We start from the raw sequence: 14,022 nt of genomic DNA, 5'->3' as shown, positions 1-14,022 counted from the left end.
GTTTTCATTCAATAAGCCCGGCCTGTACACGGTGAAGGAATAGCCATCGAACTTATTTAACCCATCCGGAGTGCCAATCCAGATAAAACCCCTGCTGTCCTGTAACATACATTCCACAACATTATGGGATAATCCATCCTCGATGGAAAAGCTTTTGAATTTAAAATCAAAGCCTTGACTAAATACGGAATGACAAAAAAGAATCAAAAAAATTATTTCAACTATTTTTATTTTATTCATACCAGGTATCATAATTTCCACTAAAATACTTCTATAATTTGCCAATATGTAAAGGCAGTAACACTGCTACACTACATTTGTAACATTTCTCTCCTTCGCTAATCAATGTAGTCGATACTTTTGATCAGACATATAAATATTCTGCCTATTGAAAAATCATTCCAATTAAATTAACCAACAAAAGACGGTCTTATAAGTACAATTTTAAAAGTATCAATTTATGAAAAAAACGAGTTTTATGAACTGTCGTATCTCCGATACCTGAAAAAACTACTCCTGACAATAAAAATATGTCTGTTTTTTCTACTGTTTCCGCAACGACCACTGTAACTGCGATGGATAACCCGGACGAAATAAATTCTGAGGTTGATCAACCTGACCAACGAAAGGAAATAACCGGGAAAGTGACTGATAATAAAAATGTGCCAATTCCAGGTGTAACAGTAGCTATTAAAGGAACTGTTACAGGAACGATTACCGATGGGGGTGGTAATTTCAAACTGGTTTACGCCGGAGAGGCAAAAACCCTGTTATTTTCCTTTGTTGGGATGAAAATCCAGGAAGTTTCTGTCGGCAATAAAAATTACTTCTCTATTGTAATGGAAGAGCAAACAGTTGAGGTTGGCGACGTTGTGGTAGTTGGATACGGTACGCAAAAGAAAGCTTCGATCACCGGTTCAATTGCAGCAATCGGGACGGAGGATTTGTTGCAGTCGCCCCAGGCAAACATCAGTAATGCCCTTGTTGGCCGAATGACGGGATTATTATCCGTTCAACGAAGCGGACAACCGGGAGAGGATGTATCAACCTTGAGAATAAGGGGTATCGGAACTTTTGCCGGAGAACAGGAACCACTTATCATGGTTGACGGAATTGAAGCAGATAATTATAATAATATTGATCCGAATGAAATTGAAAGTATCTCTATTTTAAAGGATGCTTCGGCGACGGCCGTTTATGGGGTAAGGGGAGCCAACGGCGTGTTGCTGATTACCACTAAAAGAGGAAAAGTAGGAAGGCCACAGGTCAGTTACACAGCCCAATATGCCATTTCACATTTTACAGATGTTCGTCATAGCATGAATGCCTATGACTATGCAACGAGTTTCAATGAAGCTAAAAAGTACGACGGGTATATTACAGGTGGATATGCGCCTCAATATTCTGATGAGGCTATTGCCCATTATAAAGCACACGACGACCCGGTTTTTTATCCTGATATAGACTGGTTTCCCTACATGTTTGATAAAAATGCCGGTCAAACCCAGCATAACGTGAATATTTCGGGAGGAACTGATAACGTCAAATATTTTATATCCGGGGGCTTTTTTGACCAGGAAGGTCTGATTAAGCATACGGATGTAATTGAAGATTTTGATGCCCAGATGAAATATAAAAGGTACAATATCCGTTCAAACTTCGATTTCAATGTTACCAAACGCCTCTCCGTGAGCATTAATCTGTCAGCCCAGATAGAACAAAGAAAGGGAACGGCTGCACCAGTTGAAAGAATATTTGAGGCCAGCTGGGCCGGGAATCCTGTTGATCATCCTGATCTTGCTGATACTGGTGGCAGATATGTAATTCTTGACGGCGCTACAACCACGATGACACCAATTTCCTGGTTATTAAGTGAAGGATATCAAAAAAATTACCGGGACTACCTGAACAGTTCTTTTCGGGTTGATTATGATCTTGGTTTTATTACCAAAGGATTGGTGACACATTTCACCTATTCCTATAATAATTATAACGAACATGATAAAAATTATAAGGCGCAAGCGGTGACTTACAGGGCTCAACGATTAGAGGATCAGTCTATCGTATACATCCCTCAATCAAATCCTGAACCGTATACTTTTACTGAAACGATCAGTAAAAACAGAAAGACATACATAGAAGTCGGGGTTAATTATGCAAGGAAATTTGGGTATCATAATTTGAGCGGCTTAGTCATGTACAACCAAAGCAAACGGCACGATCCGACTTTGCAGTACCTGGTTCCAAACGGGTACCAGGGTATTGTAGGTAGGGTAACTTACGATTTTAAGAGCCGCTACCTGGCAGAATTTAATCTTGGCTATAATGGGACGGAAAACTTTGCACCCGGGAAACGATTTGGCTTTTTCCCCGCCTATTCTCTTGGTTGGATCCCAACAGAAGAATTGTTCTTCCCCCAGAATGATTACCTGACCTATATGAAAATCAGGGGTTCATACGGAGAAGTCGGGAATGACAAAGTGGGTGGAAACAGATTTTTATACCAACCTGCAGCCTATAGCTATACGGATAATTTTTATCAGTTTGGAGAATACGGATCAACCCAAAATGGTTATCAGGGTTCTCTGGAAGGTATGCTCGGTAATCCCGATCTTACCTGGGAGAAGGCAAAAAAGTGGGATTTAGGAGTGGATTTGGCCTTACTAAAAGATAAAGTAAAAGCTTCGTTTGATTACTTTAGGGAAAACCGGAACAATATCCTTTCTTCCAGAAACACGGATCCTGTAATTGTCGGGGCAACACTTCCCGTCTATAACCTCGGTAAAATGAGGAATACCGGATATGAAATTGAGGCTTCATTCAGTGATAGGTTGGGCAAATTAGATTACTGGGTAAAAGCAAACTACAGTTACGCGCATAACAAAATCATCTATATGGATGAAGTAAAAATACTTATTCTTATCAAGACGAAACCGGTAGGCGATATGGACAATATTTCGGACTTATAGCCGATGGCTTGTTTAATACATGGGAAGAAGTTAATGATCCAAACAGGCCTGTTTACAATTGGCAAAGTAATAAAATTCAACCGGGAGACATCAGATATAAAGATGTCAACGGAGACGGAATAATTGACAATGACGATTCAGTTCCCATAGGATATTCTAATTTCCCTGAAAAGATATTTGGGTTCTCATTTGGCGGAGCGTACAAAGGATTTGATTTTTCAGTTTTATTTCAGGGAGCAGCCAATGTTTCTGTTCAATATTCAAGACGTTATATCATGGGATTTGCTGAAGGAGCAAATGCTCCGGACTATTTGATCGAAAGCTGGAGCCAGCAACGTTACGAAAAGGGACTTCCAATTAATTATCCTCATTTTAGCGCGGGGGATAATTCAAGCAACTATCAGAATTCTACTTTTTGGACCAGAGATGCCAGTTATCTTCGGCTGAAAAATGCTGAAATAGGGTACACCCTTCCAGATAAAGTACTCAGGAAAATCGGGATTTCCTACGCCCGTATATATCTTAACGGAAGCAACCTGACCACATGGGATGATATGCTTCCGGGTGCGGATCCGGAATCTACAGCGACCGGGGAAATAAATGTTGAGCCGTATCCGGTTACCCGGACCTTTAACATGGGAGTCAATGTCAAATTCTAACAATCACGACGATGAAAAATATTAAAATATTACTGCTTTTTGGCGCCTCTATTTATACGCTGTTTTCTTCATGTGACGATTATCTTGAAAAAGCTCCCGGAGTGGATGTAACAGAAGATACAATTTTCTCATCAAAGGTACAGGCCGATACTTATATCACCGGCACCTACCGATACGGAATTCACTCTATTTTACCCAGGAATGAGACTACCTATACCGGAACCCAATATGGTATAATGGCGACTGCAACAGATGAAGCGGAGTCCGGGGTTACGTGGCCCATCGAACAGAAGTGGAATATAGGTGATATCACGATTGATAATATCAGCGAACAAGACTTTCGGTTTGATATTCGTTTTGAGGCTATCCGCAGGACCAACATATTGATGGAAAGAATTGATGAAGTTCCGGATATAGATGCCGAATATGCCGGCCAGGTGAAAGGTGAAGCGAGATTTATCCGTGCACTGAATTATTTCGAAATGCTTAAAAGATATGGTGGTATGCCGATAATCGAGAAAAAATTTGAACTTAGTGATGATCTTTTACAGAATAGGAATACATTTCAGGAAGTTGTTGATTTTATCGTTTCAGACTGCAATGCGGCGATCGCCTCTTTGCCTGATGCATACACTTCTGATTTAAGAGGCCGTGCAACGAAAGGGGCCGCGTTAATATTAAAAGCAAAAACGCTTCTTTATGCAGCAAGTCCGCTTTTTAATACAGCAGATCCTTATCTCGATATGGACGACCCGTCTGAAAATAACCTGATTTGTTACGGCAACTATGACCTGAACAGGTGGGAACTGGCAGCCGATGCTGCGAAAGCGGTCATAGACTGGGCCCCTTCGGGAGGAATAAGTTTAATAACCAGCGAAGGCGCAGACAAAAATTACAGGTATATCTTTGAAAAAAATGATAATTCAGAAATTATCCTGGCTTGTAAAGCCTTCGGAAGTACCGGTATTTGGGGCTGGCCATGGACAAGTTTGATGCCTAAGGGATTTTACAGCGTTACCTGGTGGATGGGATATAGCATGACTTTTAATTTCCTGAAGAAATACGAAAAGCAGGACGGAACCTCTCAAACCTGGGACTTTGCCGGGGGGAGCGACCTAATTGAAAAGTACAATGAATTGGATCGTCGTTTTAACCAGTCAGTGGCTGTTGCAGGTTCCTATTGGAACGTCGATATTCCGATGGTAAATTCACAGGTAGATGGATCTTTCTATTCCGGATGTACCGGTGGTCAGTGGATTACTAAATTTATTCCCCAGAGTTTGACTAATTCTCAGAATTATGCTATGGCGAATGATATCATTTTCAGGTTGGGGGAAGCATACCTTGATTATGCCGAAGCATTAAACGAAGCAGAAGGACCGGTATCCAATGCCTATGATGCCGTTAATATCATCCGTCAACGTTCCGGGCAGCCTGATCTTCCAGCCGGCCTTGACCAGGATCAATTCCGGGAAAAGGTCAGAAATGAGCGGGCCATTGAATTGTTCGACGAAGATCACCGTTTCTGGGATGTCCGCAGATGGTTAATTGCTGAACAGGATGGAATCATGCAAGGTGCTTTTTACGGGTTGAAAGCCTATTCAAATCCGTCCCCACCTGATTTCAGATACGAGATTTATCAGTTTGAAACCCGGTCGTTTGAAAAGAAACTGTATCTATTCCCTTTCAGACGGGATGAGGCCTTGAAAGGATATTTGACCCAAAACCCCGGATGGTAATTTTCAACCTTATGAAATCATTAATACTGAAACTTATGACATTAAAATATAGCAGAAGCCTAATATTGGCCTTTTTGATCAGCATAGGCATAAGTACTTTCTCATTAGCACAGGATTCTATACAGTATATTACACCGGTTAACCGGCAGGAGAAAGCCCTCAATGTTGCGTATGGCACACAACCTGCCTGGATGGTAACAGGTGCGATATCCACGATAGACGGGAATGATGTTGAGGATCCTTTCACGACTCATTTCACAAACAGGTTGTTTGGCCGGATTCCCGGACTAACGGTTAATGCATCCAAGGCAGAACCCGGCAATGAATCCAACTCAATGTTCAGCCGCGGTATAAATACTTTTGGCGTTGCGCAGACAGGTATGCTAATCCTGGTTGATGGGATCGAGGCTAACTATTCAGACCTGGTTCCGGAAGAAATTGAATCTGTTTCACTTTTGAAAGATGCCTCCGCTACAGCTATGTATGGAAGCAGGGGGGCAAACGGGAGTATTGCTTATTACCACCAAAAGAGGTAAAAAAGGAGATCTGAAAATCGTATTCAGTGCCCAGCAAGGAGAACAAAGCGACAGAAGACTACCTAAATTTCTGGGGTCATATGATTATGCCAGGCTTTACAATGAAGCATTGGTAAATGACGGTAAATCTGAACTTTATACTGCAGAGGATTTGTCTGCATATCAAAATGGCACTGATCCTTATTTTCACCCGGATGTTAACTGGTACAAAGAAGTATTAAGAAACTCCTCTCCAATTTCCAATTATAACCTTAACTTTTCAGGAGGTGATAATTCCGTTCGTTATTTTGTTATGTTGAACTATGTAATGAACAACAGATTGTTCCGGAGAACCGGTAAGGCATCCGAGTTTAGTACCTCCAGCCGTTACAACAGGCTAAATTATCGTACAAATGTCGATATAAGCCTTACCAAAAGACTTTCTGCTTTCCTGACTTTAGGAGGCACTGTTGAAGACCGGTATAATCCCGGCGGAAACACAACCGATGAAATTTTCAATGCCATGTCATTAATTCCACCCAATGCCTTCCCTGTTTATAACCCAAATGGGACATTTGGTCGAAATCAATTATACTCCAATCCGCTTGGCGATATTCTGAATACCGGGTATTATACGTCAAACGGACGGACGATCCAAATTACGGGCGGACTTACGGAACAGCTTGATAAACTTACTCCCGGGTTAAGCATCACCGCCAGAATTGCATATAACAGCTACTTCCTTAGCCAGTCAAACAAAACAAGGACTTACGAGAGTTTTTCAATTTCAAAAAACAGTAATGGAAATACTGTTTACACAAAATATGGAGAAAATACCTCTTTGGAAGGGAGTGAATCTACATCCGATCAAAACAGAAACAGGGTTTTTCAGGTATCTCTTAGCTACGATCGCACCTTTGGCGCGCATACTGCAAGTGGAATCCTGATGTTTAATGAAGATAAGTATACGATCAGCGGAAATAATTTTCCTGTTATGCATACCAATTGGAGTGGCAGGTTAACGTATGCCTGGAATCAAAAATACATTGGCGAGTTCAGCTTCTCCTGTATGGGATCTGAAAATTTCCCGAAACACGACAGATATGGATTTTTTCCTGCAGGTTCTTTAGGATGGATCATTTCGGAGGAAGATTTCATGAAGGATAATAAGGTATTCAATTATCTGAAAATAAGAGGTTCTTATGGTCTGGTCGGAAATGACAAAATCGGTGGTGACGATCAAAGATTTATGTTTGACCAGATTTATCCTTATACTTCTGCATACTATTTTGGCTCTTCAAACGATATTTATTACGCCATTGTTCAGGGAGCTCCTGCAAATACCGATGTAACATGGGAAAAAGAAAAAAGCGCCAATTTTGGTATCGAAGCAACGTTATTGGATCATCTGGATTTTACGTTTGATCTGTTTAAGCGCGACCGGCATGACATTCTTGTCCGGCCAAACAGAACTGATCCTGATTTCATGGGTTATACAAAACCATATCTGAACCAGGGAAAAGCAGAGAATGAAGGTTTCGAAACGAAACTGCGTTACTACAATGATAACGCAGTCTTAACCTTTCAAACGCCGTGGCGCTTGTGGGTTACGATATTCTGCGCCGAAGGGACTTTGAAGGACTGGACGGGCATTGGATGGGACCTTCAACGGGGGAAATATATGCTTAGAATCGGTCAGATTGATTACGCAAACGTGTATCCTATATTCCATCATCTACAGAAAGAGAAAGGCTTTAAGCTCATAAAGGGCGTTCCTTCATACCTTAACACTGCAATACGCGAAGGCGTAATAGACCTTTCGCCGTGCAGCTGTATAGAATACGGGAGAAATCCTGAGAACTATTATATAATTCCCGATATTTCAATCAGCAGTATAGATCAGGTTAAAAGCGTTCTTCTGTTCTCCGACCTTCCCATTGAGGAGCTAGGCGGAAAGCAGGTTTACCTTACATCGGAATCGGGTACCTCCGTGGTGCTTTTTGAAATACTGATGCGTGAGCGTTACGGTATTGCGCCGGAGTTTACCAAAGAGAACACCGATGCGCCCGCGAAAGTCTACATCGGCGACACGGCGCTTTTCGGTTATTACAACGACAACGCGAAATATATATATGACCTCGGAACTCTTTGGAAAGAATTCACAGGACTTCCGTTTGTCTTTGCCCTTTGGATAATCCGCAAGGACACGGCAGATGCCAACCGCAAAGAGACCGAGGATTTTGTCAGACTGCTTGCCCGTATAAAAAAGGACAGTAAGGGAAACCTCGCATCCCTTATAGACCACTATCAGATGAAGGGGCTGACTTCCTATCAGATCATCGACTACTGGGAGATAATCAACTATGACCTCTCGGAAAACCATATAAAAGGGCTTCTGACCTATTACAGTCTCGCGCATAAAATTGGACGCATCAAAAAGATGCCCTCGCTGGATTTCTTTGTCTGAAAGGCTTGCTAAAAAATGTATATACATTATAGTATATACACGAGGTGCCGTATGAGCCATGCGAAGATTTTTAAAAGCGGAAACAGTCAGGCGGTAAGGCTTCCCAAAGAATTTCATATCAGCGCGGAAGAAGTTCGCATAAAAAAAGTTGGGAATATGCTTATCCTTATTCCTGAAGTAGACACATGGGATAGCTTTGAGCAGAGCCTTGATATGTTTGATGATTCTTTTATGCCCGACAGAAACCAGCCTGATGTTCAGGATCGGGAGGTCTTCTGATGTATATGCTGGACACAAATATCTGCATCTATATCATTAAGAGCAAACCTAAGAATGTCATTGAGAAATTCAGGACTTTCAGACCTTCTGATATATGCATGTCTTCCGTAACATTCGCCGAACTGGAATACGGCGTTGCAAAAAGCAGGGCTATTGAACGCAACAGGGATGCTCTGGCAATGTTTGTTGCGCCTCTTGAAATACTTCCGTTTGAAGGCACAGCTGCGGAAGCATATGGAAGTATAAGAGCAGGGCTTGAGACCAGCGGACAGGTAATCGGTTCCATGGATATGCTTATTGCCGCCCATTCAATAGCTGTTAATGCAGTGCTTGTAACTAATAATGTTAAAGAGTTTGAGCGTGTTAAAGGACTGCGGGTTGAGAATTGGGTATAATGTGACGCTTTTATGGAGAATGTAAAATTCCCTTTAAAAATATTTTTTACGGTAGTATATTTTTGTTTGAACTTATAGATTGGTGGTCAGTCTTATAACCATACGATTCGGAGGAAATGTGAAAGATACGGCAATTATCGAAAAAGTGCTGGATGGCGATTCACAGGCGTTTGAAATGCTGATACTCAAGTATCAGTCGAAACTTTTCGCCACCTCGATGAACGTGGTGAAAAACAGAGAGCTGGCAGAGGACATAGTTCAGGAAGCTTTCATGAAAGCTTTTATGAAACTTGATTCTCTGAAAAACAGAGAACAGTTCTACCCATGGCTGAAACGCATCGCCCTTAACATCGCCCTTAACCATTTTGAAAAAGAGAAAAGGGTGATGGATGTTGAGACGGAAGACGACGAAACGAGCTTCTTTGAAAACATCGGCAGCGGCGAAAGCCCTGAAGAACTCACTCTGAAAGAGGAACTTCACAAATATGTGAGAAGCTATGTGGATTCCCTTCCCGACAAACTTCGTGTGGTCATCGTTCTTCGCGAGGTCGAAGACATGAGCTATGAAGAGATTGCCGAGATGATGAACATACCGCTGGGAACTGTCCGCAGCAGGCTGTTCAACGCCAGACAGATTATAAAAGACAGACTCATCAATCAGGGGTTGGCAGATGGAATGTACCAAATTTCATAAACTGATTTCATCATACATAGACGAAGAAGCCTCTTCTCTTGAAAGACAGGCGGTCGAAAGACACGTTGCGGCTTGTCCCGCTTGCCGCTCTGAGCTTACGAACGAACTTCGCCTTAAAGACATGGTGAAACTTTCATATGAAAGAACTGCGGAAATCGACCTTTCAAAGAACATTATGGCTATGATCGCGCCGAAAGCCGAAAAGCCTGTTCAGAAAAAAGGTTCCTACTATAAAAAATTCTCTGTGTTTGCGGCGGCGGTTGCGGCTCTGTTTGTTCTTGCTTTTGCAGCTATCATGACCATGGGTACCGAAGAGACTCAGGTAGCAGGTAACGAAAAGCTTGAAGAATACGTTATTGAGCATGTGGGCGCCGGAGTCGCAGACTTCAACGGAACACTTGCTACTGTAAATTATAAAAAATGATCAGATTTTTCCTGTTTTTCGGTATTTTGATACTTTCCTTCGAGTCTTACGCCGCTGAACAGGTTTATTTTAAAGTGGCAGTGGACAACAGCACCTATACCGCCTTTATGGGCGGAAAAGCAGGGCTGGACAACACTACTCTGAACTATCTTGCATCAAAGATGCGGAACCAGCAGTTTAAATTAAGCGATATTGACAGGGCATATTATGATATAGCTCAGCCGGTATCGATGCGTTTTGCGGGCAGGGACGTTCTGCAGTACGATCTTAAACCCAAAAACGGCGACAGGTTCAGGCATATGCTGATGGTGGATTCCACTAACGAGATAGTTCATAAAGACGTGTACGACCCGTCGGGCAAGCTGGTGTATTCGTTCACCATTCTTGAGCCGGAGGATTCCTCTTCAAAGTCTGTTTCAACGGAAGGGAATCTGGACAAATCAGGACGCTGTTTTCTGGGGTTCTGTGTTGTCGGCAAAAGGATGCTTAAGGACGGAACATCGCACATAATGCTTTCGGACGGAATAAACAAATTTTCAATATTCAGAAAGAGAGTTTACGGCGAGGTTCCTGCAAGCAAAAAGATAGTTTACGGTAACTACGTTATGCGCAGAAAACTTGGCGACGAACTGTTTACAGTTGTCGGAACGATACCTTACAACGCTATGCAAACCATGATTGAAAACTACTCAAAACTGGAGGAATAGTATGAAAAAATTCCTGATACTGACACTATTTATTATTTCAACGGTAACTGCTTTTGCGGCAGGCACACCGGAGTCGTTCTCCGGAGTTTACAAATCCACAAAGGATGCGGTGGTGAACATCTCCACCACAAAAGTGATGAAAAGGTCTGCGCACCCGTCGATTAATGACGATGTGTTCAGAAGATTTTTCGGTGACGATTTCGGAAATATGGTACCCAGCGTACCCAAAGAGTACAAGACGACTTCACTTGGTTCCGGTTTCATAATTGAAAACAACGGGCTTATAGTTACAAACAATCACGTTATTGAAGGAGCAAGCGAGATAATCGTTAAGCTCAACGATGAACATAAATTTCCCGCAAAGGTAGTTGGCAGAGACCCGCTTACAGACCTTGCGCTTATTAAAATAGACCCGGGCAGCGTTAAACTTTCGTCTCTTTCACTTGGAGATTCCAATAAGGCTGAGATAGGCGACTGGGTTATAGCTATCGGCAACCCTCTCGGACTTGAGTGGACTGTTACAGCAGGCATAATCAGTGCGAAAGGAAGAGAACTCGGCAGCAGCCCATATGACAACTTTATGCAGACGGACGCATCAATTAACCCCGGAAACTCCGGCGGTCCCCTGATAAACATGGATGGTCAGGTTGTGGCTATCAATACGGCAATCATCCCCTCCGGTCAGGGGCTCGGCTTTGCAGTTCCGGTGAATATGCTTAAAGAACTGCTCCCGAAACTGAAACAAGGGTCTGTTAAGAGAGGCTGGCTCGGTGTTTCCATTCAGCCTATTGACGACAAGCTTGCCAAAGGTTTCGGAATGAAAGACGCAAAGGGCGCTCTGGTTGCGGATATCACAAAAGATGATCCTGCGGATAAGGCAGGTGTTAAGGCAGGCGACGTTATCCTTAAAGTCAACGGTCAGCAGATAACAGATTCCAAAGACCTCGTTACTCTGATAGGCTCATACAGCCCCGGACAGACTGTGACACTGGATATTCTGCGCGACAAAAAAGAACTTAAGATCCCTGTAAAACTCGGCACCAGAAAGGGCGAAGGTGAAGATGACGACAGTTCTGTCGGAACACCCGGCGCCACTATTTCAGTTGCTCCTCTTAATAAAGGCGAGATGGCAAAACTGAATCTGAAATACGGTGTTAAGGTTCTTAATGTTGATGAGAAGAACAACGCTTATGAGGCGGGAGTAAGACCCGGAATGATAATCCTCACCATTAACCGTGAGCAGGTGAGAACAGCGGCGGAATTTACCGCAAAATACAATAAGATACCAAAAGGCAGCGTGGTTGTGTTGCAGATATATGCATCCGGAAGAAGCAACTTCATAGCCTTCGATAAAGAATAATTTCAGTAAACGAAAAAGGCGCACCCGAAAGGATGCGCCTTTTTTATCTTAAACCTTTCTTCGGTTATATTTTGAACTGACTCATCAGAACCATGAGGTTTTCCGACTGCTTTTCAAGGTCGGAAACAGTTCTGGTTATCTCCGCCAATGCGTGTGTACTCTGCTCTATACCTGCTGAAATTGTCTGTGCGTTGTCGTTTATATTTTCAATAGCCTGAACCTGTTCTTTGATGGATGTTTCTATCACGCTGTTCATATTGCTCATGTCATCCACAGACGCCACTATCTTGTCGAAAAAGGTTGAGGTTGTCATCATGGTTTTAACACCTGAATCAACCTGAACAAGAGCAACGCCCATGTCGTCTGATGCTCTGTTGGATTCTTTCTGGAGGTTTCCTATAATACTGCTGATTTCGCCTGTGGCGCTTTGTGTGCGCTCTGCCAGTTTGCGCACTTCGTCGGCAACAACGGCGAATCCGCGTCCGTGCTCTCCTGCTCTCGCTGCTTCTATTGCGGCGTTAAGGGCGAGAAGGTTTGTCTGATCAGCGATATCGCTGATGACGTTCAGTATCGCTGTTATCTCCTGAGATGAATCAGCCAGACTTCTTACCGTTGAACCAAGTTCATCCACCTTGTTTTTTATCTGCTGTATCTCGTCCACAGCCTTTTTAAGCATCTTGCTGCCATCCATGGTGTTTTTTGCCGTTTCCTGTGCAACTCTCAGACTGGCATCAAGGTTTTCGTTTATAAGAGTTGATGAAGCGCTCATCTCCTCTGTTGCGGAAGCAACTCCTGTGACCTGTGATGCCTGATCTCCCATGGTCATAGAGAGTTCTTCTGTTGCCGCAGCAAGTTCCGTGCTTCCGGATGCAACGGAATGTGCGTTCTCCTGAACCGTGGACACTATGCCGCGCAGTTTGTTTATGAATTGATTGAAATATTTGGAAAGCTGCCCTATCTCATCTTCTGACGTCACTGGAAGCTGTTTTGTAAGATCACCTTCACCGGATGCGATATCCCGCAGAACGTCTGCCGCCGTTTGTATTCCTTTTGTCATTCTGCCTACCATTACTGTTGTAATGACGACCGTTATCACAAGTGCAACTACGGATAATCCGAATATGCTCAGAAGCATGCTTTTTATGCGCGCGTTTGACTCTTCTTTAAGCTTTTCCAGAGCTACGTCAATGTCGTCAATATAGACGCCTGTACCTATCATCCAGTGCCATTCTTTAATTTCAGTGGCATAGCTTAATTTCGGCATGTCTTTACCTGCGGATGGTTTAAGCCAGATATATTCAACGTAGCCTCCGCCGTCCAGTTTTGCTTTATCAAGCATATCTCTCACGAAATAAACGCCGTTGGCATCCTTGGTTTCCATAAGGTTTTTTCCGACAACTGCTTTGTTCGGTCCAACAGTTAAAGCCGTTCCGTCGAAAGTATATGTAAATATATAACCGTCACCTGCAAAGCGGATGCTTTCAAGGATTGCTTTTGCCATCATCTGCGCTCTTTCGGGTGTAAGTTCTTTATGATTAACGAGAGGTTGCATGGCTGTCAGAGCTATGTCCACATTGTTCTTCAGTTCCTCTTTTTTACCGTTGAGCATCTTTTCTCTTGCCTGTATTATCTGCTCTTCCGTTGTTTTTGTTACATCTCTGTAAACAGTGAAAAGAACTATGCAGGTAACGGTCAGAAGAGGAATCAAAACCAGAAGCAGTATCTTTGTTTTTACTGATTTCAACATGTCATTCTCCAGAATAATTTATTTAATTATATCGTCCATTAATTGCATTTGAAACAAAATTTAAACA

At 42.8% G+C, this 14,022-nt stretch carries 13 protein-coding genes; 11 read left to right on the top strand and 2 right to left on the bottom strand.

Translation table 11 applies throughout. The annotated features are described in order from the left end of the window. A partial coding sequence (locus tag LRY47_RS13495) for a two-component regulator propeller domain-containing protein (RefSeq protein WP_295226296.1) occupies positions 1-240 on the bottom strand: 240 nt, incomplete at its 3' end. Positions 241-530: 290 nt separating this feature from the next. Here LRY47_RS13495 and LRY47_RS13490 point away from each other — a divergent pair. The 11 genes from LRY47_RS13490 (at position 531) to LRY47_RS13440 (ending at position 12,208) form a co-directional block, all read left to right on the top strand. Continuing rightward, positions 531-2,969 (top strand): SusC/RagA family TonB-linked outer membrane protein, encoded by a 2,439-nt coding sequence (locus tag LRY47_RS13490; protein WP_295226294.1) that lies wholly within the window; start codon positions 531-533, stop codon positions 2,967-2,969. 8 nt (positions 2,970-2,977) lie between these two features. Next, a complete protein-coding gene (locus LRY47_RS13485; protein WP_295226292.1) occupies positions 2,978-3,628 on the top strand; it encodes a hypothetical protein in 651 nt (216 codons plus the stop codon). A gap of 11 nt (positions 3,629-3,639) precedes the next feature. Beyond that, positions 3,640-5,367 (top strand): RagB/SusD family nutrient uptake outer membrane protein, encoded by a 1,728-nt coding sequence (locus tag LRY47_RS13480; RefSeq protein WP_295226290.1) that lies wholly within the window; start codon positions 3,640-3,642, stop codon positions 5,365-5,367. Between the two features lie 11 nt (positions 5,368-5,378). Next, positions 5,379-5,903: a TonB-dependent receptor plug domain-containing protein gene (locus tag LRY47_RS13475; protein ID WP_295226288.1), complete on the top strand. Its 525-nt coding sequence runs from the start codon at positions 5,379-5,381 to the stop codon at positions 5,901-5,903. Continuing rightward, positions 5,851-8,349, top strand: coding sequence for a SusC/RagA family TonB-linked outer membrane protein (locus LRY47_RS13470; RefSeq protein ID WP_295226286.1), 2,499 nt, complete (start codon positions 5,851-5,853; stop codon positions 8,347-8,349). The genes LRY47_RS13475 and LRY47_RS13470 overlap by 53 nt, the downstream gene beginning before the upstream one ends. 51 nt (positions 8,350-8,400) lie before the next feature. Beyond that, complete coding sequence (vapB, locus tag LRY47_RS13465) at positions 8,401-8,628, top strand: type II toxin-antitoxin system VapB family antitoxin (protein WP_295226284.1); 228 nt, start codon at positions 8,401-8,403, stop codon at positions 8,626-8,628. After that, positions 8,625-9,023, top strand: coding sequence for a type II toxin-antitoxin system VapC family toxin (locus tag LRY47_RS13460; RefSeq protein WP_366043847.1), 399 nt, complete (start codon positions 8,625-8,627; stop codon positions 9,021-9,023). Before vapB ends, LRY47_RS13460 begins: the two co-directional genes overlap by 4 nt. A 118-nt stretch (positions 9,024-9,141) precedes the next feature. Next, a complete protein-coding gene (locus LRY47_RS13455; RefSeq protein ID WP_295226280.1) occupies positions 9,142-9,717 on the top strand; it encodes a sigma-70 family RNA polymerase sigma factor in 576 nt (191 codons plus the stop codon). After that, complete coding sequence (locus LRY47_RS13450; protein ID WP_295226278.1) at positions 9,695-10,141, top strand: zf-HC2 domain-containing protein; 447 nt, start codon at positions 9,695-9,697, stop codon at positions 10,139-10,141. Before LRY47_RS13455 ends, LRY47_RS13450 begins: the two co-directional genes overlap by 23 nt. Continuing rightward, positions 10,138-10,848: a hypothetical protein gene (locus tag LRY47_RS13445; protein ID WP_295226276.1), complete on the top strand. Its 711-nt coding sequence runs from the start codon at positions 10,138-10,140 to the stop codon at positions 10,846-10,848. The genes LRY47_RS13450 and LRY47_RS13445 overlap by 4 nt, the downstream gene beginning before the upstream one ends. Position 10,849: 1 nt before the next feature. Further along, positions 10,850-12,208 carry a Do family serine endopeptidase gene (locus LRY47_RS13440; protein WP_295226274.1) on the top strand — a complete coding sequence of 453 codons (1,359 nt, stop codon included), beginning with the start codon at positions 10,850-10,852 and terminating at the stop codon, positions 12,206-12,208. Positions 12,209-12,272: 64 nt separating this feature from the next. Here LRY47_RS13440 and LRY47_RS13435 read toward each other — a convergent pair whose 3' ends face one another. After that, entirely contained in the window at positions 12,273-13,955 is a 1,683-nt protein-coding gene (locus LRY47_RS13435) for a methyl-accepting chemotaxis protein (protein ID WP_295226271.1), read from the bottom strand. Positions 13,956-14,022: the final 67 nt, after the last annotated feature.

Source organism: Seleniivibrio sp., assembly GCF_021209385.1.
Taxonomy (GTDB): domain Bacteria; phylum Chrysiogenota; class Deferribacteres; order Deferribacterales; family Geovibrionaceae; genus Seleniivibrio.
Note: the sequence above shows the minus strand (reverse complement) of the source record. Positions and strands in the feature narration are given on the sequence as shown.

What these genes read in the sequence shown, in the direction of transcription:
- LRY47_RS13490 (WP_295226294.1), top strand. Translation starts at nt 531, where the DNA reads ATGTCTGTTTTTTCTACTGTTTCCGCAACGACCACTGTAACTGCGATG.
- LRY47_RS13480 (WP_295226290.1), top strand. Translation starts at nt 3,640, where the DNA reads ATGAAAAATATTAAAATATTACTGCTTTTTGGCGCCTCTATTTATACG.
- LRY47_RS13475 (WP_295226288.1), top strand. Translation starts at nt 5,379, where the DNA reads ATGAAATCATTAATACTGAAACTTATGACATTAAAATATAGCAGAAGC.
- LRY47_RS13470 (WP_295226286.1), top strand. Translation starts at nt 5,851, where the DNA reads ATGGAAGCAGGGGGGCAAACGGGAGTATTGCTTATTACCACCAAAAGA.
- vapB (WP_295226284.1), top strand. Translation starts at nt 8,401, where the DNA reads ATGAGCCATGCGAAGATTTTTAAAAGCGGAAACAGTCAGGCGGTAAGG.
- LRY47_RS13450 (WP_295226278.1), top strand. Translation starts at nt 9,695, where the DNA reads ATGGAATGTACCAAATTTCATAAACTGATTTCATCATACATAGACGAA.
- LRY47_RS13445 (WP_295226276.1), top strand. Translation starts at nt 10,138, where the DNA reads ATGATCAGATTTTTCCTGTTTTTCGGTATTTTGATACTTTCCTTCGAG.
- LRY47_RS13440 (WP_295226274.1), top strand. Translation starts at nt 10,850, where the DNA reads ATGAAAAAATTCCTGATACTGACACTATTTATTATTTCAACGGTAACT.
- LRY47_RS13435 (WP_295226271.1), bottom strand. Translation starts at nt 13,955, where the DNA reads ATGTTGAAATCAGTAAAAACAAAGATACTGCTTCTGGTTTTGATTCCT.